The organism is Rhizobium sp. ZW T2_16 (genome assembly GCF_044987325.1).
Lineage (GTDB): Bacteria > Pseudomonadota > Alphaproteobacteria > Rhizobiales > Rhizobiaceae > Neorhizobium > Neorhizobium cellulosilyticum.
Genome location: NZ_JBJDRG010000002.1, coordinates 625544 through 647029 on the forward strand (window position 1 = coordinate 625544; position 21486 = coordinate 647029).

Below are 21486 nucleotides of genomic sequence, written 5' to 3' on the forward strand. Positions count from 1 at the left end.
ATCGATCTCACATGACGGCCCGCTAGTTCGGGCCGTTTCAGCAATTTGATCATGAAATACGGGGTGGGTTGTTGGCGATGAGGCGTGTCGTTATCACCGGTACCGGCATGGTATCACCGCTTGGATGCGGAACGGAAGTTACCTGGCAGCGCATTCTCGCCAGCCAGAGCGGTGCGAGACTAGTCACCGAATTCGAAGTTGACGATCTGCCGGCAAAGATTGCCTGCCGCATTCCGGTCGGCGACGGTTCCAACGGCACATTCAATGCCGATCAATGGATGGAACCGAAAGAACAGCGCAAGGTCGATCCCTATATTCTTTACGGCATGGCCGCCGCCGATATGGCGCTGGAAGATGCCGGCTGGCATCCTCAGACGGATGAAGACCAGATCATGACCGGCGTGATGATCGGCTCGGGCATTGGCGGTCTCGAAGGTATTGTCGAGGCGGGTTATACGCTCCGCGACAAAGGACCGCGCCGTATCTCTCCTTTCTTCATTCCCGGCCGCCTGATCAACCTCGTCTCCGGACAGGTTTCGATCAAACACAAGCTTCGCGGCCCCAACCATGCCGTCGTCACCGCTTGTTCCACCGGTGCCCACGCGATTGGCGATGCCGCAAGGCTGATCATTTTCGGCGACGCCGACGTGATGGTCGCCGGTGGCGCGGAATCTCCGGTCAGCCGTATCGGTCTCGCAGGTTTTGCCGCCTGCAAGGCGCTGTCGACCCAGCACAACGACAATCCGGAAAAAGCATCGCGCCCCTATGACCGCGATCGCGACGGTTTCGTCATGGGCGAGGGCGCCGGCGTCGTGGTTCTCGAAGAACTTGAACATGCCAAGGCCCGCGGCGCCAAGATCTATGCTGAGGTTGTCGGCTACGGTCTGTCGGGCGACGCCTATCACATCACCGCGCCGTCGGAAGACGGCGATGGTGCGTTCCGCTGCATGACCATGGCTCTGAAGCGCGCCGGCCTGTCTGCCTCCGATATCGACTACATCAACGCCCACGGCACATCGACCATGGCCGACACGATCGAACTCGGTGCTGTCGAGCGTCTGGTCGGCAATGCGGCTTCGAAGGTTTCGATGTCGTCGACCAAATCGGCGATCGGCCACCTTCTTGGTGCCGCCGGTGCCGTTGAAGCGATCTTCGCGACACTTGCGATCCGCGACAACATCGTGCCGCCGACACTCAATCTCGACAATCCGGACGTCGAGACCGCAATCGATCTCGTGCCGCATCAGGCCCGCAAGCGTGACGTCAACGTCGCGCTGTCGAACTCCTTCGGCTTCGGCGGCACCAATGCGTCGCTCGTTTTGAAGCGTTACGACGCGTAATTGTGATCGCCTCCATCGTCGGCTGGACGTTACCGTCTAGCCGACATCATATTCTGAACCTGCTTTTTGCCGTATTGCTTGGCCAAACAGCGGGCAATGATTCCGATTAGTGCAAAGGGGGGTGCGGTTGAGCAATTCCGATAATGGTGGCGAGCTTCCGCCCAGCGGTGGCAATGCAGCCAACAACGGCAGCAGCCGCGGCCCGATCATTCCCAAATCACCGAACGAAGCCCTGAAGCCGGAACGCGTGCCGGATCCGCCGCGACGTTCAAAGAAAGCCCGCAGCCAGGTCATCATCTTCTTCAATTTCGTGATGACGATGATCGTGCTTGTGTGCCTCGCCGGTGCCGCGATCTTCTATTATGCGCTGTCCAGCTATCACAGCCCTGGCCCTCTTGCAGCCAATACCAATTTCGTCGTGCGCGAAGGCGCAGGTATTGCCGAGATCGCCACAAGCCTGGAGCGCAACGAGATCATCGAGGATGCACGGGTCTTCCGTTACGTTACCTCGGTCAATCTCGGTTACGCTGGTTCGGCCGAAAATCGCCGTAGCCTCAAAGCCGGCGAATATGAGATCAAGGCCCATGCCACGATGCAGGAGATCGCCGATCTTCTGGAATCCGGCAAGTCAATCCTCTATTCGATCTCGATGCCGGAAGGCCTGACCGTCCGCCAGATGGCGCTCAGACTGAGAGAGGACACAATCCTGGAAGGCAATCTTCCTGCCGACCTGCCGGCGGAAGGCACGCTTCGCCCGGATACCTACAAATTCTCCCGCGGGACGAACCGTTCCGAAATCCTGTCGCAGATGCATGCTGCCCAGCAGAAGCTGATCGACCAGATCTGGGAGCGCCGCGACCCTGACCTGCCGATCAAGACGAAGGAAGAGTTCGTCGTTCTGGCCTCGATCGTCGAGCGCGAGACCGGCAAGGATGACGAGCGCGCCCACGTCGCCTCGGTCTTCTTCAACCGGCTGCAGAAAGGCATGCGCCTTCAGTCCGACCCGACGATCATCTACGGCATCTTCGGCGGTGATGGAAAACCATCCGATCGCCCGATCTACCGGTCCGACCTGCAGAAAGAGACGCCGTACAACACTTACAAGATCAAGGGCCTGCCGCCGACTCCGATTTCCAATCCGGGCCGTGCAGCACTCGAAGCCGTCGCCAACCCGTGGCGCACCAAGGATCTCTACTTCGTTGCCGACGGCACCGGCGGTCACGTCTTTGCGCCGACGCTCGAAGAGCATAATGCCAACGTCAAGCGCTGGCGCAGGATCGAGGCCGAGCGCAAGGCAGGCACCGCTGCTGCAGCAAACGCGGGGGAAGAGGTTGTCGACGGCCAGCCGGACGGCGCGGACGCCGAAAGGCCGACAGGCAACTGACCAGAATTTCTGCCACCGCGCCAAGCGGTGGCACGCTTATGGAGTAGATTGAATGACATTGCAGTCGATGACCGGTTTTGCCCGCAGCGAAGGTGTCAGCGGGCGTAGCCGCTTTGTCTGGGAGCTGCGATCGGTCAACGGCAAGGGGCTGGATGCACGTCTGCGCCTACCGCCTGGGCTCGAGCGGCTGGAGCCGGACACCCGCCGCATGGTCGGTGAGGCGTTTTCCCGCGGCAATATCCAGGCGTCGCTAACGATCTCGGTGGACGAGACGCGCATGGAAGCGGTCGTCAATCGCGACGCACTGGCAGCCGTACTTGCGCTGCGCGAAGAGCTGAAGGACATCATCGATCCGTCGCCGCTGCGCCTCGATACGTTGATCTCGATCCGTGGCCTCGTCGATATCCGCGAGCAGGAGGATGGCGAGGATGCGCTTCTCGCCCGCGACGTGGCGATCCTGTCCGGCTTGACCACTGCGCTTGCGAACCTCAAGCGCATGCGCGAGACCGAAGGGGCGGCATTGCGCGCTGTCCTTGCAGCCCATGTGGCCCGTATCGCTGAACTGACCCATATCGTCGAGACCGATGCGTCGCGCTCGCCCGAAGAGATCGCCCGCCGCCTGAACCTCCAGCTCGACCAGGTCATGCAGGACAAGGCGGCGCTCGATCGCGACCGGCTTTATGCCGAAGTGGCCCTGCTGGCGACCAAGGCGGACCTGCGCGAAGAGATCGACCGGCTGAAGGGCCATGTGGCCGCAGTCGGCGAGCTTCTGGAAAAAGGCGGGCCGATCGGCCGCAAGCTCGACTTCCTTGCACAGGAATTTAACCGGGAATCGAATACCATCTGTTCCAAATCCAATTCTGCTGCTGTAACGGCTGCAGGCATCGAACTGAAAGTCGTCATCGACCAGTTCCGCGAACAGGTCCAGAATCTGGAGTAAGAGATGAGCCCGGCCCCGACATCGTCAGACAAGGCAGATACGAAAATTGCCCGACGCGGGCTTATGCTCGTACTGTCGTCTCCCTCCGGTGCCGGAAAATCGACGATCGCTGGCAACCTGCTCAGAGACGATCATAGCCTGGAAATCTCGATCAGCGTCACGACTCGTGCGAAGCGTCCGAGCGAAATTGCCGGAAAGCACTATCACTTCATCACCATCCCGCAGTTCGAGCGCATGCGCGACAATGGCGAACTGCTGGAATGGGCCGAGGTGCACGGTAATTTCTATGGCACTCCGCGCGAGCCGGTCGAACAGGCGATGGCCGAGGGCCGTGACATGCTGTTCGATATCGACTGGCAGGGTGCGCTGCAGCTTCAGGAAAAGATGAAGGCCGACATTGTTTCGATCTTCGTCCTGCCGCCGACCATGACCGAACTTCAGTCGCGCCTGCATCGTCGCGCGGAGGACAGCGAAGAGGTGATCCGCACGCGCCTGCTGAACTCCCGTGCCGAGATCGAACACTGGCGCGAATATGACTATGTCATCGTCAACGATGATCTCGATGAAGCTTTTGGCCACGTCAACTGCATCGTCAATGCCGAGCGCGTCCGCCGCGACCGCCGGCACGGCCTTTTCGACTTCGTCGCGACGCTGCTGACCGAAGAGCCGAAGCTCTAGTCAGAGCGGCTTTCGGCCGGATATCGCAAAACGGTGCTGCAGCGTCGAGGCAAGGCCTTTGCGCGACAGAAGCTTGATGCCGCGGCTGCGGCGAATGTCGGCGAGATCCGTCTCGATCTTCATTTCGCCGAAGCCCGCGCTCTTGAAAAGTCGCAGCGTATCGTCCGCCCTGATCCCGTCCTTGAAATGCACCCGGCCGACGATCCGCTCGTGATGCGCCCATTGCTCCGGCGTCAACAGGCTGTGGCCATCCTGCTGTTTGCCGAAAACGCGGTCGAGCAGGGGAAGAAGCCTTTCCAGCCAGTGCTGGCGGACGAAATCGCCGTCGATGATCAGCAGGCGGCCGCCGGGTTTCAGGATGCGCAGCCAGTCGGAAAACGCCTTGTCGGGATTAGTGAGCGTCCAGACGAGATGTCGGGCAATGATGACGTCGTAAGTATTATCCGGCTCCATCGTCTCCTCCGCATCGCGCGTCAGGAACCGGATCGCGGCATTCGCCTCGTCAGACTTGCGCCTTGCACGCGCCATCATCGGCTCGGTGAAGTCCAGCCCCGTCACCTTGAAGCCGAGGCCGTGCATCAGCATCGTCATCACGCCCGTGCCGCAGGCGAGGTCGAGCGCTTTTCTGCCTTCCCCGTCGCCAAGATGGCGGCGGATCAACCGGCCCCAGGCGTCGATTTCCGCATGCTTGGCAATTCCGTGGCCGGCGCTGCTGTCATAGGTCTCGGCGCGGAGGCTCCAGTAGTCGCGGATTTCGTCCTTGATCGACCAGTTTTGCATGTCGATGCCTTACATCAGGAATTGGATATGGAGACGGCCGTGATGGGCGGAGGTGGAGACATGCGCCTCGACCCCGAAGACGTCGGCGATCATCTTCTCGGTGAAGATCTCCGCGGGTGGTCCGCAGGTGACGAGCTTACCCTCCGACAGCACAGCGATCCGGTCGCAGAAACGGGCGGCGAGGTTGAGGTCGTGGATGGCCACCACCGTCGTCACCGACAGATCCTCGACCAGCCGCAGGATGTCGATCTGGTGCTGGATATCGAGATGATTGGTCGGCTCGTCGAGGATGAGGACGGAAGGCGATTGCGCCAGCGCGCGGGCAAGCTGCACCCGCTGCCGCTCGCCGCCCGAAAGCGTATGCCAGAACTGGTCGCGCCGGTCGGTCAGTCCGACACGGACGAGCGCATTCTCGACGATCTCGTCGTCGGTACCGGTCCAGGGGGAAAGCGCCGAACGGTGCGGCGTGCGACCGAGCTTCACCACATCGAGCACCGTGACATTCGCCTCGGTCATCGAATGCTGTTCGACGACGGCGACACGGCGAGCAAGCTCGCGGCGGCCGAAACCGGAGATCTTGCGGTTGTCGAGCATGACGTCGCCCTCAGCCGGTGCCCTGAGACCTGCCAAGAGACGGATGAGCGAGGATTTGCCCGATCCGTTCGGACCGATCAGCCCGAGCGTCTGGCCCGGTTCTACCGAGACCGAGACGCCATCGACGATGACCTTGCGGCCGGCGAGCCAGCGCACCGCATTGGCGGCGATCATCAAGTGAGCGCTCATGCGACCCTCCTTGCCCGGTAGAGGATGACCGAGAAGAACGGCACGCCGACCAGCGCCGTGACGACGCCGATGGGAAGTACCTGCGGTGCGATGATGATGCGCGAGACGATATCGGCGACCACCATGAATAACGCGCCGACAAGCGCGCAGGCAGGCAGGAGCCGCATGTGGCCCGGCCCGACGATGAAGCGGGCGGCATGCGGGATGACCAGCCCGACGAAGCCGATCGCACCGACCATGCTGACCATGGTGGCGGTCATCAGCGCGGTGACGAGCAGCAGCACGACGCGAACACGCTGGACCGCGATGCCGAGCGAACGGGCGGCATCCTCGCCGAAAGTGAAGGCGTCGAGCGCGCGGGAATGCCAGATGCAGACGACAAGCCCGATGCTGACCACCGAGGCGGACAGCGCCACATCCGGCCAGCGCACCCCGGCGAAGCTGCCGAGCAGCCAGAACATTACGCTGCGGGCCTGCTCGGCATTCGCCGATGTCGAGACGATGTAGGAGGTCAGCGCATTGAAGAGCTGCGAGGCCGCCACACCGGCAAGGATCGTCCTGTCCGCCGTCTGCCGTCCGCTGACGAGCATCACGACAAAGGCGAAGGCGAGCAGTGCACCGGCAAAAGCCCCCGCCGACAGCGAGATCGCGCCTGCGCCAAAACCGAGCAGCATGACAGAGACGGCACCGGTCGACGCGCCTGCCGATATGCCGAGCACGTAAGGCTCCGCCAGCGGATTGCGCAAGAGCGACTGCAGGATCGCACCGGACAACGCCAGCCCGGCGCCGCAGAAGGCGGCAACCAGCGAGCGTGACAGACGGTAATCCCAGATCACCGCTTCCTGGATACGCGGCACGGCGATCTCCGTGAGGCCGAGACGGTTTGTGACTGCCGCGACCGTGGTTTTCATTGGAATGGTCATCTCGCCGATCGCAACCCCCGCCGTCATGGCGAGGAGAAGGGCGGCGACGACGAGGAGGACGCCGGCAGCGCCGGCGGTCCAGAGCCTGATGCGGGATGCAGTCACTTCAGCAATCCAAAGCTTTCAAGGGATGCGGCGACGGTTTCCAGACCCGTGATCGTGCGGACGGTCGGGTTCATCGCTTGCGCATCCATCTCGACGATATGGCCCTTTTCGACGGCGTCGAGCTTGCTGACGACCGGATCGGTGGTGAGGAACTGCTTCTTGACTGCCGGATCGTCGGCACCCTGATTGCGCCTGTCCATCGTGCCGATGACGATCACCGTCGGGTTCTCGGCGGCGATGGCTTCCCAGCCGACCAGAGGCCATTCCTGCTCGGAACTGACGATATTCTTCGCGCCAAGAACCTGAGTGATGTAACCCGAAGCGCCGTTCTTACCGGCCATCCAGGCATCACCTGCGACTTCCGGTGACGAGAACCAGTAGACGAGGCTGACATCCTTGGCCTTGTCTGCGACGCGCGCCCGTACGGCAGCTTCGCGGGCCTTGATATTCGCGATCAGCTTTTCCCCGCGATCGGCCACATCAAAGATGCGCGAAAGCTCGCCGATCTCCTGATAGAGGAGGTCCATCGAGAACATCTTCTTGCGGCTGCCATCCGAAACCGCGTTATCCGTCACCGCGCAATCGGTAGGAGACACGTAGCTCGGCACGCCAAGATCGGCAAACTGCTGGCGCGTGCCGACGCGGCCCTGCGGTCCGACGGAAGTGAGAAACTGCGCGGCGATGAAATCCGGGTCTCGCGCCACCACAGCCTCGAAATTCGGCGTGCTGTTGGCGATGCGGTGGACTTGCTGATTGTCGGCTGCAAGTTCCGGCAGAACCGGCGAGACCCAGATGGCGCTTCCGGCCATGCGATCGGCAAGGCCGAGCATCAGCAGGATCTCGGTACTGTTCTGGCCGAGGCCCACGGCTTTCTGCGGAGCCTTTTCAATGACGACGTTCGAACCGCAATTATCGATCGTCAGCGGGTATGCGGTCGGGGCGGCGAATGCCGTGGAGGTGAGGGCTCTGAGGGGAAGCGCAACAAGAGCGGCGATCAGGCCGTATTTCATGTCCTGTCCTTTCGGATGACGGATGAGGTGCCGGAAAACACCGCCCGGCCGGATGGCGGGCGGTGCAGGCGGCATGGCTTAGTTCGCAAGTCCGAAGGACTGGATGCCTTTTGCAAGCGTTTCAATGCCGTCGATCGTGCGGATCGTCGGGTTCATCGACTGCGCGTCCATCATCACGAAATGCTTCTTCTTCACCGCATCGAGCTGGCTGACGACCGGGTCGCTTTCGAGGAAGGAAACCTTTACCGCCGGATCATCGGCGGCATAACGGCGGCGATCCATGGTGGCGATGACGATCACGGCGGGATTGGCTTCAGCGATCGTTTCCCAACCGACCAGCGGCCATTCCTCTTCGGTCGTCACGACATTCTTCGCGCCAAGCGTCTTGAGGATATAGGCCGGTGCGCTGTTCTTGCCGGCGATAAAGGCATCGCCCTTGGTTTCCTTGCTGGAGAACCAGAAGACGATCGGCAGGTTCTTCGCTTCCGCGCCTTTGATCGAGGCGACGGCGGCGGCTTCACGGGCCTTCAGGTCCGCGATAAGCGTGTCGCCACGATCCTGGATGTCGAAGATTTCGGCCAATTCAGCGATTTCCCGATAGATCAGGTCCATCGTGAACAGTTCCTTGCGCACGCCATCGCCGCCTTCAAGATTGGTCTTGGCGACACAATCGGCCGGCGAGATATAGGTGTTGACGCCGATATCGGAAAACTGTTCGCGCTTGGCGACGGAGCCCATCGGACCGACATGCCATTCGAATTCTGCGGCGACAAGATCAGGCTCCAGCCCGACGATGGATTCGAAGCTCGGATCGTTGTCGGCAAGCCGTCTGATCTGCGCATTCGCCTCGGCATATTGCGGCAGCACAGGGCCGACCCAGACGGCCGTGCCGGCAACCTTGTCTGCAAGGCCGAGCGAATAGAGAATTTCGGTCATGCCCTGACCGATGGAAACGATTTCGCCGGGTGCCTTGTCGAAGGTCACCTTCTGTCCGCAATTTTCAACCGTCAGCGGATAGCTGGTCGAGGCTGCGAATGCGGTTGCGGGAAGCGCTGCGGTGGAAACCGCAAACAGTGCGGCGATCAAGCCGAGTTTCATGTCCTGTCCTTTCGAAGGAAATGGCTTTGCCGGGATGAAAGGCAGGACGATGCGAGGCCGCTTCTGCGGTCCACATCAAAATGGCGGGCGACGGGGTCGCTTGCGTCATATCATTCTCCCTGCCGGAACACCTCGTCCGGTATTGGTTAGGCCCAAAGCTGACGGCAGGTCTCCTGACTCGCGGCTCGAGCGCCTTGCCGTCTCCTTCCCGGTCAAAAAACCAGTGGATGTGACGAAAGGCTCGCCGCTTACAGTTGCGAGGGCAGTCGCGGGCTCGGTCAAAAAGACCTCACCGCGTTCCCTTTTCATCTGCGAATGCAGAACCGTAGCGTGCCCTTGATAGGAGACACACCGGAGCTTGTCCAGTGAACTTGCGTGATGAGCCGCTTCCAACCCGATGGCTTGACAGCGTCTCGATCACATGATGACGTAATAGTATAACGTAACAAAAGCTGCAATGGACATCTGCGATGAAAAATAGGCTCCCCGTCACCGTGCTCTCCGGCTTCCTTGGCTCCGGCAAGACGACCATGCTCAACCACATTCTCGCCAATCGGCAGGGGATGCGCGTCGCGCTGATCGTCAACGACATGAGCGAGGTGAATATCGACGCAGCCCTCGTGCGCGACGGCGGCGCCAATCTGTCGCGCACCGAGGAACGACTGGTGGAGATGACCAATGGCTGCATCTGCTGCACGCTGCGCGACGATCTCCTGAAGGAAGTGCGTGCGCTCGCAGAGCAGGGGCGGTTCGATTACCTGCTGATCGAATCGACCGGCATCGCCGAACCGCTGCCGGTCGCCGCCACCTTCGATTTTCGGGATGAAAACGGCCAGAGCCTTTCGGACATATCGAAACTGGACACGATGGTGACCGTCGTCGATGCCGCCAATCTTCTGAAAGACTACGGTTCCGGTGACTTCCTTGCCGATCGTGGCGAAACGGCAGGTGAGGGCGATAATCGCACGATCGTCGATCTTCTGGTCGAGCAGATAGAATTCGCCGATGTGGTGGTGCTGAACAAGATCGGCACCGCGACGCCGGACGAACGCGACGCCGCGCGAAAAATCATCGTGGCGCTCAATCCCGATGCCAGGTTGATCGAGACGGATTTCGGCAAGGTGGACCTCAGGGATGTTCTGGGCACAGGCCGTTTCGATATCGACAAGGCGGAACAGCACCCGCTTTGGTTCAAGGAACTGCACGGGTTCAAGGACCATGTGCCGGAGACGGAGGAATACGGCATCCGCTCCTTCGTCTACCGCGCCAGAAGGCCGTTCGACCCGGCGAGGTTCCAGCGCTTCATCGACAGGTCATGGCCGGGTGTCGTCCGTGCCAAGGGCTTCTTCTGGCTGGCGACACGTCCGCATTTCGTCGGCGAAATCAGCCAGGCCGGTGCTCTGGTCCGCACCGGCCGGACGGGACTGTGGTGGTCTGCCGTTCCGAAGGAACGCTGGCCGCAGACGCCTGAGTTTGCTCGGATGATGAAACCCTATCTCGATCCCGTCTGGGGTGACCGGCGACAGGAGGTCGTCTTTATCGGTGCCGACCCTATGAATGAACAGAAGATCAGAACCGAGCTGGATAGCTGTCTCATTGAGGCTCCGGCATTCACTCCGGAACTCTGGACGCACCTTGCCGATCCCTTCGCAAGCTGGGAACGCAAGGCCTCGTGAACTGAGGCTGTGTTGATCGCCGTGGCCGACGCGCCTTAAAGCGCGTTGGCCAATGCAACGAATTCCTCGACGGAAAGCGTCTCTGCGCGGCGCTGGGGATCGATACCGACCTTGTTGAGCAGCGTTTCGCCGCCGACCGGCTTCAGGCTCTGGCGCAGCATTTTGCGGCGCTGGCCGAAGGCGGCGTGGGTGATGCGTTCCAGCTTGTTGGCATCGCAGGGCAGGGGCTTGGCCTTCGGTGTCAGATGCACAACGGTCGACGTCACCTTCGGCGGTGGTGAGAAGGCCTGCGGCGGCACGTCGAACACCATATGTGCATCCGTCCGCCAGCCGCAGATCACGCCGAGCCGGCCGTAGTGATCGTCTTCCTCGTCCGCAACGATGCGCAGGCCGACTTCCTTCTGGAACATCAGCGTCAGGCTTTCCCAGAAGGGCGGCCATTTTCCGTTTTCCGGCAACAGCCAGTTGAGGAGCAGTTGCGTGCCGACATTATAGGGCAGGTTGGCGATGATCTTCACCGGCCCGCCATCGGCCTTTTCTGCCGCAAGAGCCGCGAAATCGGTCTTCAGCGCATCGCCTTCGATGACTTCCAGACGACCGGGGTAGAAATCCGAGACTTCGGCAAGCACCGGCAGCGCCCGCGCATCGCGCTCCACCGCGATCACCTTCTTCGCGCCAAGCGCAAGAATGGAACGCGTCAGGCCGCCCGGGCCGGGACCGACCTCGAACACCGTCACGCCTTCGAGCGAACCGGCCGAGCGGGCGATCTTCTGGGTGAGATTGAGGTCGAAGAGAAAATTCTGGCCGAGCGACTTTTTCGCATCCAGCCCATGGCGCTGGATGACGTCGCGAAGCGGCGGGAGTCCGTCAAGAGTTGCCATCAGACGGTTACGCCGAATGCGGGAATTTTTGCATCTGTATTCACCGCCAGTTCGGCTGCGAGCTTCAGTGCTGCAACGAGGCTCGTCTCGCGCGCCACGCCCTGACCGGCAATGCCGAAGGCCGTGCCGTGGTCGGGAGATGTGCGGATGAAGGGAAGGCCGAGCGTGACATTGACGGACGTGTCGAAGCCCAGCGCCTTCGCCGGGATAAGCGCCTGATCGTGATACATGCAGACCGCGACGTCATAACGCGAACGCGCCTCGTCATGGAACATCGTATCCGCCGGCAGCGGCCCGAACACATGCAGGCCTTCGTCGCGCAGCCTGACGATAGCGGGATGGATGATCTCCTGATCCTCGAGGCCGATTGCACCGTCTTCGCCCGCATGCGGGTTGATGCCGGCGACCGCGATCCGCGGCCGGGCAATGCCGAAGCGGTTCTTCAGGTCCTCGTTGGTGACGCGGCATGTATCGACGATCAGGTCTTCCGTCAGTGCTGTCGGCACATCCTTGAGCGGGATATGGATCGTCACGGGGATGGCACGCAGCTTCGGCCCGGCAAGCATCATCACGGGTAGAAAAGACCGCTTGGTCACTTTCAAAGCAAGGTCTGCCAGAAATTCAGTGTGGCCGGGAAATTTGAAGCCGGATTGATAGAGAATCGACTTTGCTATCGGATTGGTCACGACAGCCGAGGCGCGACCTGAAAAGCAGAGGTCGACCGCTGTCTCGATCGATGAAATCGTGCCGCGCGCGGTTGCCACATGCGGTTCACCCGCGGCGACTTCGACACCTGATGAAATAGGGAGCACGGGAATGGCATGATCAAAGATCGATGCCGCCGTCTCGGGGCTGGCATCGCGAATCTGAATATCAAGATCGAGCAAAGCAGCGCGAGACTTCAGAACCTCAGGATCGCCGATGAAAAGGAAAGGCGGCAGGCCGGTTTCCCGCCGCGCCGCCCATGCAGCCAAGGTAATGTCCGGGCCGATCCCTGCAGGATCGCCCTGGGTCAATGCAAGCGGGCGGTCGGGCGCCATGATAACTCCGGAATGCCTTGGGTCAGCGACGATCGATCTGCGCCTTGGAGCGCAACTCGTCGAGATATTTCTTGTCGTTCGGATTGGTGCCGCTCTTCTCGGATTTGCCAAGGTCTTCGGCACGGAACACGGCTTCCGCGGCAACGTCGTCGGAAACCTGACGCTGGTTGCAGATCGCAAGGAACTCGACGCCACGTTCGGTGATCTTGGTAGCGGTCGTCCCATTTGGAGACGCCTTTTCGATCAGCGGTTTCCAGTCATCCGGCAGGTTGGGTGTCATGACGCGGCCGAGGTCGCGAACGGATACGTCCATCATAGTCGCCGCAAAATCCTTTGCCTGATCGCAGCCCGGGAATTTCGACCGGGATGCTTCCGCTTCCGATTTGCGCTTGTTGATGATCGCATTGCGCTTTGCCGGCGGAACGACGAAGATGATCTGCTTCAGGAAGTATTCGGTGGTGACCGGCTTTTCCTTGCTCTCCATCATCCGGGTGACCAGCTCCTGGCTGGACATGCGGCTGCCGCCGCCGCCATAACGGGCGTTGAGCAGCCGCGGCCAGCTCATCTGCACGGCGATGAAATTCTTGAAATGCTGTGACGTCACGCCAGCCTGATCGAGGATCTTGCCCATCTGGTCAGGTGTCATCTTATTGCTGGCAGCAAACCGCGCGAAGGACGCATCGACATCGTCGGTGCTGACGGACATCTTGACGCGAGCGATCTCCTGACGCTTCAGTGTCTCGTCGATCAGCTGTTCACGCGCAGTATTGCTGTCGGCCTTCTGGCGCTGCAAACGAAGGAAAGCCACCCGACGTGCAACGTCGGCAGTGGTGATCGGCGTGCGGTTGACCACTGCGGCGACGCCGCTGGTCTGGGCCGCGGCCACGATGGGATCGATGACGAGCGAAGCCGCCAGTGCAGCCATGGCTATCGCCAGTCTGCGCGTTCCGATCACTCCAAACATCAGTCCACTCCTCTTGCGCTCGGACTTGTCATGCGACTTGCGGGTCGCCTTTTACTATAAGCGTGCCCGAATGCGCAATCGTTGCGGCAAAACCATGACGGCGCCATCAGAGCGCCGTCAATTCTGCGCGATCAATAACGGAAAGTCTGTTGTTTGTCGTAATCGCTTGTCGATCCGATATTCACGTCGCCGAGCGTTCTGAAGCTCAGGCGTGCGCCGATGCTCCAGTCGTTCGCCTTGCTCGAGTCTGTCTTTTCGGTATAGGCGATCGTGAAGATCGTGCACTCGTCCGCATAGCTGAAGCCCAGCCCACGGCGCGTGACTTCGTTGTCGTCCAGATCCCACGTCGCCTTGCCGGAAATCGACCAGTTCTCGTTGATACGGAAGCTCATCGACTTTTCAAGGATATTGGTCGAGCTGGTGGAGCCATAGTCAGGCTGAGCCTCGACCTTGGTGTAGACGAGCTTTCCGGTCACGCGAGGCGTCTTGTAGTCGAAGCCGACATCGGTACGGCGGATATCAAACGTATCCTTGTCGAACCGGGTGTTCGTGGACAGGCTGAAACCCTGCGGCAGGTCGATCGCCGCCATTGCGACAAAGTCCGACACGTCGTTTTCAAGACCGGAATTGGCGCCAGCATTGACGAGATCGGCGCTGGCGAAAGAGTTCTCGCCGGCGAGCTGATAGGACTGGCCGAAAATGCCGCGCAGGCCCACACCGTTATCGAACGAGCCCGTATACCGGATGCCGACATTGGCACGTGTGCCGCCTTCGATCCGGTCATAACCGGAAAATTTGTCGCGTTCGAACAGACTTGTCGCGTCAAAGACGAAGCTCTGTGCATCTTCGTTCGGCAGGCCGCCCGCCATCTGCTCGTCGGGACGGGCATAAATCTGCGCTATCGGCTCGATGATATGGCTGCTGCTGCCGGCCGTGATCAGGAACGGATAGCGAGCTTCAAGACCTGCGGTCGCCATGTAACGCCCGCTCGGATCGTCTTCCAGTGAACCGGAATAGAAGGCGCCGGCGCTGGATGAGGTGCTACGCAAACCGTCGCCGCGCAATGCCAGTAACGGCGTCAGCTGCAGTCCCTGATCCGTAGTGATTGTGCGCTTCCATTCAGCTTCGGTCGTGAAGCGGGTGTAGCTGCCTTCAAGGCCAGGGAAGCGATAGCTATCGACCCCTTCAAGGTAACTATCCTCGGCGCGCCGGGAAAGGTTCGTCAGATTGGCATTGATCGACAGCTGGCCGCCGAAAACGGGTTCCGGTGCGAACCAGCTATAGTCCAGAACCGGATAAACTATTGCCTGCTGACGCTCCAGCAAGCTGGTCTTCGCATCGTCCTGCTCATCGAAGTAATAGCCATGCAGGTCGAAATAGTTCCGCGTGCCAAGACCGGTCAGGTACACGTCATTGGTGAACGTTTCCTGGTCGAAGCCTTCAAGGTTATATGTACGCGAAAAATTGTTGTCGCTCTGCACCATGACGTCCCAACCGAACGTCCAGCGCGGATTGATGTGGAACTCACCCTTGGAGGCGCCCATCACTCGGGTATCGGCATCCCTGTCGGCTGTGCCGAGGTCAAACGAACCGGGATTCTGCTGGTTGATACCGGCGAAACGGAAGGTGTGCTCGCCTGTTTCGAACTTGTTGCGGATCTCACCTTCGACGAGCAGGCCCTGATTGCTGTAATAGGTCGGTGTCAGCGTGGCATCCATGCTTGGCGAGAAGACATGGTAATATGGGACGCTTATCCCGAAGCCGAGATTATCGTCGGCGCTGAACCTCGGGAACAGCAGGCCTGACTTACGCTCGACGGTTTCGTCGGGAACGGTGATCGGGAACGGCAGCCGACCGAGCGACATGCCGAACAACTCAAACTGGGCGTTTTCCAGCCGGATCGTGTGGGTCTGGCCGTTGCGAATCACACGCTGCGCTTTGACCTGCCACAACGGGGCTTTGCCTGGCGTCTGGGCGCAGGGAAGGCAGGCGGTATAGACGGTATTGTTGAGTACCATCACGTCGCCGCTTTGCCGCTCGGCGCTTTCCGCTGCAAGGCGCGTATTATCGGTGGTCTCGACACGCAGGGAATTCAGGAAACCCTGACCGAAATCGTCGGTAACATCCAACTCTTCGGCATAGACGCGCGTTCCGCCCGGCTCGATGAGCTCGATATTGCCGGACGCCATGACGCGTCCGCTCTTCTGGTCATATTCGACCCGCTGGGCGACCATGCGGTAACGATTGTAATAAATCTGCACACCGCCGCGGGCGGTGACGCGTTGAGCATCCTGATTATAGGTGAGCTCGTTGGCACGCAGAAGCATCTTCGCGTCGTCCGATTGGACAGGCACGAGACCTTGCGCATGCACGACATTCGTCGTGAAGCCACATACGAACGCAGACACACCTGTCAGCAGAGCGGCGGCAAGCCGTCTTATATTTCTGCGGTTACTGACCGCCACTAGCCGTCCTCCTGATGAAGCAAGATCGTAGCCCCCAATGCCGTTGCGACGATGACTGGTATCCAGACCGCCACTGACGGAGGAATCGCTCCGCTGCTTCCGAACGCTTTTACAAGCACGCTGACGACATAAAGCACGAAGCCGGAAACTATGCCACCCAGAATCATGGATCGGGACTGGGCGAAGCGACTGAATTTTAACGAAACTGTTGCAGCAATGAGAGTCATGGCCACAAGCAGGATGGGCAGCGACAGAAGCGAGTGGAATTGGGTTTCCAGCGCCTTGGTTGAGATGCCGAATGATCGGCTGATTTCGATCTTTCGGGAAAGATCAAGGAATGCAACGTTTTCAGGCTGCTCAAGGCTCTCCTGAAGGTATTCCTGTTTCAGGTTGGTACGAACCTGTTCCGTCGCCTTGCGCGATGGAATCTCGCCGGGGCGATTCTCCAGGACATCGGTAAGAAGCCAGTAACCATTTTCGAGTTTTGCTGTGCGCGCGTCCTGCCGCATGATCACCGCGCCACCCTTGTCGAAGTGGAAAACCACCACATCGATGAGTTCTGCGCCCTGATCCTTGTAGCTCTTGGCGCCGATGATGACATCCTCATCGTCGCTGATTTGGCGAATCCATGGCACGAACTTACTGGCCTTGGCGCGATTGCTCGCCTGCCGCCAGCTGGCTTCCATGGAAACCGATTCGCGTTGACCCCAAGCACCGACTGGATTGATGACCAGGATCGTGAACAGGCCGAGCAGGAAGGAGCCGACAATGAACGGGAAGATGAACTGCCAGACGGAAATACCGGCTGCTCGCGTGACTACCAGTTCGTAGCGGCGGTTCAGCGCGATCAGCACGGTCATGCCAATGAAGAGGCTGAGTGTCGGTATCGTCTGCTGCAGGATGAGCGGCAGGCGCATGAGCGTAATGCCCAAGGCGCCGAGAACACTGTACTCGGCAAGGCCCGAAAGCTTGCGCGTCGTCTCGCTGAAATCGGCGAGCATGATGATCGCACTCACCCCCAGAAGGAACCAGAAGGTGGTCACGACATACCGCTGGAAGAAATATCGACCAAGCGTGGAGAAGATCATGATGCACCTCCACCGGAATTGGACGATATCTTCAGGCGACGCATCAGCATGCTGTTCATGCGCCCGATGTTTCGGGTGATGGTGCGCGGCATGTGGAGCTGCCGGTTGGTTGCCAGCATATAGGAAGAAATCACGATCGTGACGAGCGGGATCGCATAAACGAGCGGCATGTAAGACGGGCTGCGCTCCACTAAGTTCGTCGCCGAAAAGCCGAGCCAGCGCAGGCCGAAGGCAACGATCAGCGCATATATCATCGGATGAACGCGCGCCTGCCGATGCGAACGGCTACTGCCGGCGACGACCAGCGAGACCAAGGCAAAGGCAATTGGATAAAGCCAGTCGGAAAGCCTGCGATGAAGCTCGGAGTAGAACTTGCTGGGTGATCGCTGATAGGCAGGATCATTCGGGTTGGGATTAAGCAGGAAGCCGAGGCCACGGTCGCCCGAAGACATAGGCAAGGCTTCGCCATCCGACTTGGTCATGGCTGAGAGATCGAAAGCATATGAAACGAAGCGGATAATCGAAATGCGGCCATCCGGGGTTTTACGGTGAACCTCTCCGTCGCGCATGGTCAGAGACGTGCCGCCCGGATCGACCGAGCCTTCCTTCGCATAATAGATCAGGTCGAAATTCGGGTCCCGATAGTCGACGACGAACAAGCCCTTGAGCAGACGGCCCGAATTCCGTTCGGAAATCTGCACGTAGAGACCCTCTTCGATGCTCCGGAAGGTCTTTTCCTCGATGACGGAAGAGAGCAGGTCGGCATAGGCTGCTGCGATCATCTGGCGCACGCCGAGCCGCGATGCCGGTTCGAGAAAGTTTGTAACCGAAAAGGAAACGATGCCGAGCACGACGGCCAGCCCGATGATCGGCCGATAAATGATGCTGCGGCTGGCGCCTGCCGCGTCGATAACCGGCAGCTCCGAGTCGTTGTTCATCGCTGTCAGCGTCTGGGTGATGCCGATGACGAAGGCAAACGGCATCACGACCGGCAGGATCGTCGGCAGGATATAGCTGGCAAGCAGCATGAACGAGCCCATCGACTGGCCCGTGTCCGTGACCAGATTGATACGCCCCAGCACCTGAATGGTCCAGATGATCGTAAGCACTGGAATGAGTGCCACCAGGAACATCTGGAATATCCGGCGCAATATGTAAGTTTCGAGAAGCTTCATTCCCGTCCGACATTTTGCTGCTCCGCCATCCCATGATGACGCTGAGCCTATCTATGTGATCGATGAGGTCTTTGCGACAGATGCCACGTCACAAAAATGTTGGCTAGCCGACTTTTATTTTTTGTTGTGACATTTCAAAACGGGTGACATTCGCCCGCAGACAGCCAAGCCTTGCCTTGCCGGGGTTGCCTTCGTGGCCGAAAGGGTGAAGATCGGGCCATGTGCGTATAAAAAGACGTGGAGTGCCGATGTCCGTTCAACTGAATATCTCCTTTGCCAAATCTTCTTCCGTGGCTGCTTCTCTGGCCATTCAGCTCAAGCTTTCCGGCGATCTGCCCGCTTCTGGTCTATCCGAGGTCGATCCGCAGGGTGTCGGAGCGCGGGCAGCCGGGATCGCCAAATTTTCCGCAAAGGCGATGACTGTACTCGATGTGATCGCACCGCATGGCTCAGACGCGGATCGCCTGACGGTTATCGGGCTTGGAAAGCCGGATACGCTGACTGTTTATGACTGGCTGCGGGCCGGTGGTGTCGCTGCCGCAAATCTCAAGAACGCCAAAAAGGCCGTCGTATTTCTCGATGTACCGGGCCTCGACGTGAGTGCAGCCCAGGCCGCCGATTTCGCTCTCGGCATGCTGCTGCGTTCCTACGCGTTCGATAGCTACAAGACGGCTAAGAAGGACGACGATAAGCCGGCAACGGTCGACGTGAAGATCGTAATGGCTGGGCATGCCGCTGCAAAGAAGGCATTTGCCGCAACTGAAGCAATCGCCAGCGGCGTTGTGCTTGCCCGTGATCTTGTCAACCTGCCGCCGAACGTACTTGGCCCTGTTGAATTCGCCGACAAGGCCAAGGAACTGAAGGCGCTGGGTGTGGAGGTCGAGGTTTTGACCGAAGTCGAGATGAAGAAGCTCGGCATGGGCGCGCTCCTGGGCGTGGCACAGGGTTCTGTCCGCCCGCCGCGTCTGGCGGTCATGCACTGGAACGGCGGCAAGGCAAAGGACAAGCCGGTTGCCTTTGTTGGCAAGGGGGTCGTCTTCGATACGGGCGGCATCTCCATCAAGCCGGGCGCCGGCATGGAAGACATGAAGGGCGATATGGGCGGCGCCGCTGCCGTCATCGGTCTGATGCATACGCTTGCCGCCCGCAAGGCAAAGGTCAACGCCGTCGGCATTCTCGGCCTTGTGGAAAACATGCCGGACGGCAACGCTCAGCGTCCGGGTGACATCGTCACCTCCATGTCCGGCCAGACGATCGAGATCATCAATACCGATGCCGAAGGCCGTCTCGTTCTGGCTGACGCGCTTTTCTACACCAAGGAACGTTTCAAGCCGCGTTTCATGGTCAATCTTGCGACCCTCACCGGCGCGATCGTCGTGGCTCTCGGCAATGTCCATGCTGGCCTGTTCTCCAACGATGAGACGCTTGCAGGCCAGTTGACGGCAGCAGGAGAGACGACCTCCGAAAAGCTGTGGCGCATGCCGCTTGCCAAGGAATACGACAAGATCATCGATAGCCGTTTTGCCGACATGAAGAACAGCGGCGGTCGTCCCGCCGGTTCGATCACGGCAGCGCAGTTCCTCAAGCGTTTCGTCGGCGACACGCCCTGGGCGCATCTCGACATCGCCGCCACAGCGATGAATTCGCCGCAGACCGAAATCAACACGTCCTGGGCGTCTGGTTATGGCGTGCGCCTGCTGGACGAACTCATCCGGGCGAATTACGAGGGCTGATGACCGAAGTTCTCTTCTACCACCTGACCGAATCGAAGCTCGAGGATGCGCTGCCGGCGCTCCTCGAAAAAAGCGTCGAGCGCGGCTGGAAGGTGGTTGTGCAGACGAATGACGAGGCGCGCCGAGACATGCTCGACGCGCATCTGTGGACCTTTCGCGATGAGAGTTTTCTGCCGCATGGCACCGATGCCGCGCCTATGGCTGAAGCCCAGCCGGTGCTTCTGACTACAGCGAGTGAAAACGCCAACCAGGCGACCGTCCGCTTCATGGTGGACGGTGCCGCCCCACCGCCGCTCGACCCTTACGAGCGCGTCGTCTTCATGTTCGACGGTTACGACCAGAGCCAGCTCGAAGGCGCGCGCGCCGAATGGAAGCGGCTGAAGGGGGAGGGGCATGCGCTGACCTACTGGCAGCAATCGCCCGAAGGCCGTTGGGTGAAGAAGGCCTGAGCGGCCTTCTTCCTAATCCCTCACTCAGTTGGTGGCAAACAGCGGCTTGGTGATCGAGGCGACGAGCATGTCCGAAGAGGGCTTGCCGTATTTCAACTGCACCACCTTGTAGCCCTCGGCCTTGAGTTGGGTCAGCAGCGCCGGCAGCATCGCGGCGGTGCGCGGATGAATGTCATGCATCAGGATGATGCCCTTGCGATGCGAGCGCAACGCCTCCATCGTCCGTGTCGCGACTGCGGCCGGCGTGTCCTTGAAATAGTCCTTCGAATCGACTTGGACATCCATGACAACCATCTTGTGGCTGCCCATCCATTGCCTCAGCTTCTTCGAATCGGCGAGGTAGGGGAAACGAAAGAAATCGGCCTCGACACCGGTTGCTGCCTCCACGGCCTTACGGCCCCTCTCTACCTCGGCAACGGCTTCGTCGAATGACAAATGGGCGAGATCCGGGTGGCGATAGGTATGGCTGCCGATCGTATGACCCTCGGCCACGACTTCCCGGGCAAGGTCCGGATGCGCTTTGGCCATCTGGCCGACCATCATGAACGACGCCTTCACTCCGAACTGATCAAGCGTGGCAAGGATGCGCTCGGTCTTTTTCGGCATTGGTCCGTCGTCGAAGGTAAGTACGACTTCCTTGTCGCGCAGCTTGATCTCTGAGATCGAGCTGACCGTCAGTTCACGTCCGGCAAGTCCGCCCATCTTGTTAAGCCGACCCCAGGCAGCGGGCGTTAGCGCAACCGGCGACTTTGCATCGTCCTTGGGTTTCAGCGACCCGGCGGCTTCACCGGCGGCAAAGGCTGAGCTGAGAGACCCGCCTTCAGAAGGCGGCTTGCCTGCGCAGGAGGAAAGAAGGCTGATGACAACAGCAGCGGCACAGGCAGCACGGACCGGCATAAAAGGTTCTCGATGAAAAATGACGCGTGAATCGGTTCGCGTGATCTTTCGTCGAACATGGTTAATGGGTCGTTATT

Annotated in this window: 19 protein-coding genes and 1 riboswitch; of the genes, 7 read left to right on the forward strand and 12 right to left on the reverse strand. The window is 60.0% G+C overall.

Annotation, left to right across the window (positions count from 1 at the left end; all coding sequences use genetic code 11):
* Nucleotides 1-77: 77 nt before the first annotated feature.
* The 4 genes from fabF (at nucleotide 78) to gmk (ending at nucleotide 4342) form a co-directional block, all read left to right on the forward strand.
* On the forward strand, nucleotides 78-1340 hold the full coding sequence (fabF, locus tag ACI3K0_RS08650) for a beta-ketoacyl-ACP synthase II (protein WP_183827327.1): 1263 nt from the start codon (nucleotides 78-80) through the stop codon (nucleotides 1338-1340).
* 127 nt (nucleotides 1341-1467) lie between these two features.
* Nucleotides 1468-2724: an endolytic transglycosylase MltG gene (gene mltG / locus ACI3K0_RS08655; protein ID WP_183827324.1), complete on the forward strand. Its 1257-nt coding sequence runs from the start codon at nucleotides 1468-1470 to the stop codon at nucleotides 2722-2724.
* 52 nt (nucleotides 2725-2776) lie between these two features.
* Nucleotides 2777-3664 carry a YicC/YloC family endoribonuclease gene (locus ACI3K0_RS08660; protein WP_183827321.1) on the forward strand — a complete coding sequence of 296 codons (888 nt, stop codon included), beginning with the start codon at nucleotides 2777-2779 and terminating at the stop codon, nucleotides 3662-3664.
* 3 nt (nucleotides 3665-3667) lie between these two features.
* On the forward strand, nucleotides 3668-4342 hold the full coding sequence (gene gmk, locus ACI3K0_RS08665; protein ID WP_183827318.1) for a guanylate kinase: 675 nt from the start codon (nucleotides 3668-3670) through the stop codon (nucleotides 4340-4342).
* Here gmk and ACI3K0_RS08670 read toward each other — a convergent pair whose 3' ends face one another.
* From ACI3K0_RS08670 to ACI3K0_RS08690, 5 genes are all read right to left on the reverse strand, one after another.
* Nucleotides 4343-5122 carry a class I SAM-dependent methyltransferase gene (locus tag ACI3K0_RS08670; protein ID WP_183827315.1) on the reverse strand — a complete coding sequence of 260 codons (780 nt, stop codon included), beginning with the start codon at nucleotides 5120-5122 and terminating at the stop codon, nucleotides 4343-4345.
* Nucleotides 5123-5131: 9 nt separating this feature from the next.
* Nucleotides 5132-5893, reverse strand: coding sequence for an ABC transporter ATP-binding protein (locus tag ACI3K0_RS08675; protein WP_183827526.1), 762 nt, complete (start codon nucleotides 5891-5893; stop codon nucleotides 5132-5134).
* A gap of 8 nt (nucleotides 5894-5901) precedes the next feature.
* Nucleotides 5902-6855 (reverse strand): iron ABC transporter permease, encoded by a 954-nt coding sequence (locus ACI3K0_RS08680; protein ID WP_183827520.1) that lies wholly within the window; start codon nucleotides 6853-6855, stop codon nucleotides 5902-5904.
* 74 nt (nucleotides 6856-6929) lie between these two features.
* A complete protein-coding gene (locus ACI3K0_RS08685) occupies nucleotides 6930-7943 on the reverse strand; it encodes an ABC transporter substrate-binding protein (protein WP_183827523.1) in 1014 nt (337 codons plus the stop codon).
* A gap of 78 nt (nucleotides 7944-8021) precedes the next feature.
* On the reverse strand, nucleotides 8022-9041 hold the full coding sequence (locus tag ACI3K0_RS08690; protein WP_183827310.1) for an ABC transporter substrate-binding protein: 1020 nt from the start codon (nucleotides 9039-9041) through the stop codon (nucleotides 8022-8024).
* Between the two features lie 145 nt (nucleotides 9042-9186).
* Nucleotides 9187-9384: riboswitch (cobalamin riboswitch) on the reverse strand.
* A 127-nt stretch (nucleotides 9385-9511) separates the two neighbouring features.
* Here ACI3K0_RS08690 and zigA point away from each other — a divergent pair.
* Nucleotides 9512-10717, forward strand: coding sequence for a zinc metallochaperone GTPase ZigA (gene zigA / locus ACI3K0_RS08695; RefSeq protein WP_183827307.1), 1206 nt, complete (start codon nucleotides 9512-9514; stop codon nucleotides 10715-10717).
* Nucleotides 10718-10752: 35 nt separating this feature from the next.
* Here zigA and rsmA read toward each other — a convergent pair whose 3' ends face one another.
* From rsmA to ACI3K0_RS08725, 6 genes are all read right to left on the reverse strand, one after another.
* Complete coding sequence (rsmA, locus tag ACI3K0_RS08700) at nucleotides 10753-11598, reverse strand: 16S rRNA (adenine(1518)-N(6)/adenine(1519)-N(6))-dimethyltransferase RsmA (RefSeq protein WP_183827304.1); 846 nt, start codon at nucleotides 11596-11598, stop codon at nucleotides 10753-10755.
* Nucleotides 11598-12638, reverse strand: a complete 1041-nt coding sequence (gene pdxA, locus ACI3K0_RS08705; RefSeq protein ID WP_183827301.1) for a 4-hydroxythreonine-4-phosphate dehydrogenase PdxA — start codon at nucleotides 12636-12638, stop codon at nucleotides 11598-11600. Before pdxA ends, rsmA begins: the two co-directional genes overlap by 1 nt.
* Before the next feature lie 22 nt (nucleotides 12639-12660).
* Nucleotides 12661-13593 (reverse strand): SurA N-terminal domain-containing protein, encoded by a 933-nt coding sequence (locus ACI3K0_RS08710; RefSeq protein ID WP_394353680.1) that lies wholly within the window; start codon nucleotides 13591-13593, stop codon nucleotides 12661-12663.
* A gap of 140 nt (nucleotides 13594-13733) precedes the next feature.
* On the reverse strand, nucleotides 13734-16067 hold the full coding sequence (locus tag ACI3K0_RS08715; protein WP_148145392.1) for an LPS-assembly protein LptD: 2334 nt from the start codon (nucleotides 16065-16067) through the stop codon (nucleotides 13734-13736).
* The gene (gene lptG, locus ACI3K0_RS08720; RefSeq protein ID WP_148145391.1) at nucleotides 16067-17155 is read right to left on the reverse strand and encodes an LPS export ABC transporter permease LptG; all 1089 of its coding nucleotides are present in this window, start codon (nucleotides 17153-17155) and stop codon (nucleotides 16067-16069) included. Before lptG ends, ACI3K0_RS08715 begins: the two co-directional genes overlap by 1 nt.
* Nucleotides 17152-18330: an LptF/LptG family permease gene (locus ACI3K0_RS08725; RefSeq protein WP_148145390.1), complete on the reverse strand. Its 1179-nt coding sequence runs from the start codon at nucleotides 18328-18330 to the stop codon at nucleotides 17152-17154. The genes lptG and ACI3K0_RS08725 overlap by 4 nt, the downstream gene beginning before the upstream one ends.
* 248 nt (nucleotides 18331-18578) lie before the next feature.
* On the opposite strand from ACI3K0_RS08725, the gene ACI3K0_RS08730 reads away from it, so the two are divergent.
* Both ACI3K0_RS08730 and ACI3K0_RS08735 read left to right on the forward strand, forming a co-directional pair.
* A complete protein-coding gene (locus tag ACI3K0_RS08730) occupies nucleotides 18579-20063 on the forward strand; it encodes a leucyl aminopeptidase (RefSeq protein ID WP_148145389.1) in 1485 nt (494 codons plus the stop codon).
* Entirely contained in the window at nucleotides 20063-20512 is a 450-nt protein-coding gene (locus ACI3K0_RS08735; protein ID WP_183827293.1) for a DNA polymerase III subunit chi, read from the forward strand. Before ACI3K0_RS08730 ends, ACI3K0_RS08735 begins: the two co-directional genes overlap by 1 nt.
* A 24-nt stretch (nucleotides 20513-20536) precedes the next feature.
* Here the strand turns inward: ACI3K0_RS08735 and ACI3K0_RS08740 are convergent, their stop codons facing one another.
* Nucleotides 20537-21409, reverse strand: coding sequence for a polysaccharide deacetylase family protein (locus ACI3K0_RS08740; RefSeq protein ID WP_183827290.1), 873 nt, complete (start codon nucleotides 21407-21409; stop codon nucleotides 20537-20539).
* Nucleotides 21410-21486 lie beyond the last annotated feature (77 nt).

What these genes read in the sequence shown, in the direction of transcription:
- gmk (WP_183827318.1), top strand. Translation starts at nt 3,668, where the DNA reads ATGAGCCCGGCCCCGACATCGTCAGACAAGGCAGATACGAAAATTGCC.
- rsmA (WP_183827304.1), bottom strand. Translation starts at nt 11,598, where the DNA reads ATGGCAACTCTTGACGGACTCCCGCCGCTTCGCGACGTCATCCAGCGC.
- zigA (WP_183827307.1), top strand. Translation starts at nt 9,512, where the DNA reads ATGAAAAATAGGCTCCCCGTCACCGTGCTCTCCGGCTTCCTTGGCTCC.
- pdxA (WP_183827301.1), bottom strand. Translation starts at nt 12,638, where the DNA reads ATGGCGCCCGACCGCCCGCTTGCATTGACCCAGGGCGATCCTGCAGGG.
- ACI3K0_RS08690 (WP_183827310.1), bottom strand. Translation starts at nt 9,041, where the DNA reads ATGAAACTCGGCTTGATCGCCGCACTGTTTGCGGTTTCCACCGCAGCG.
- fabF (WP_183827327.1), top strand. Translation starts at nt 78, where the DNA reads ATGAGGCGTGTCGTTATCACCGGTACCGGCATGGTATCACCGCTTGGA.
- ACI3K0_RS08680 (WP_183827520.1), bottom strand. Translation starts at nt 6,855, where the DNA reads ATGACGGCGGGGGTTGCGATCGGCGAGATGACCATTCCAATGAAAACC.
- ACI3K0_RS08735 (WP_183827293.1), top strand. Translation starts at nt 20,063, where the DNA reads ATGACCGAAGTTCTCTTCTACCACCTGACCGAATCGAAGCTCGAGGAT.
- ACI3K0_RS08725 (WP_148145390.1), bottom strand. Translation starts at nt 18,330, where the DNA reads ATGAAGCTTCTCGAAACTTACATATTGCGCCGGATATTCCAGATGTTC.
- ACI3K0_RS08660 (WP_183827321.1), top strand. Translation starts at nt 2,777, where the DNA reads ATGACATTGCAGTCGATGACCGGTTTTGCCCGCAGCGAAGGTGTCAGC.
- ACI3K0_RS08685 (WP_183827523.1), bottom strand. Translation starts at nt 7,943, where the DNA reads ATGAAATACGGCCTGATCGCCGCTCTTGTTGCGCTTCCCCTCAGAGCC.
- ACI3K0_RS08740 (WP_183827290.1), bottom strand. Translation starts at nt 21,409, where the DNA reads ATGCCGGTCCGTGCTGCCTGTGCCGCTGCTGTTGTCATCAGCCTTCTT.
- ACI3K0_RS08730 (WP_148145389.1), top strand. Translation starts at nt 18,579, where the DNA reads ATGTCCGTTCAACTGAATATCTCCTTTGCCAAATCTTCTTCCGTGGCT.
- lptG (WP_148145391.1), bottom strand. Translation starts at nt 17,155, where the DNA reads ATGATCTTCTCCACGCTTGGTCGATATTTCTTCCAGCGGTATGTCGTG.
- ACI3K0_RS08670 (WP_183827315.1), bottom strand. Translation starts at nt 5,122, where the DNA reads ATGCAAAACTGGTCGATCAAGGACGAAATCCGCGACTACTGGAGCCTC.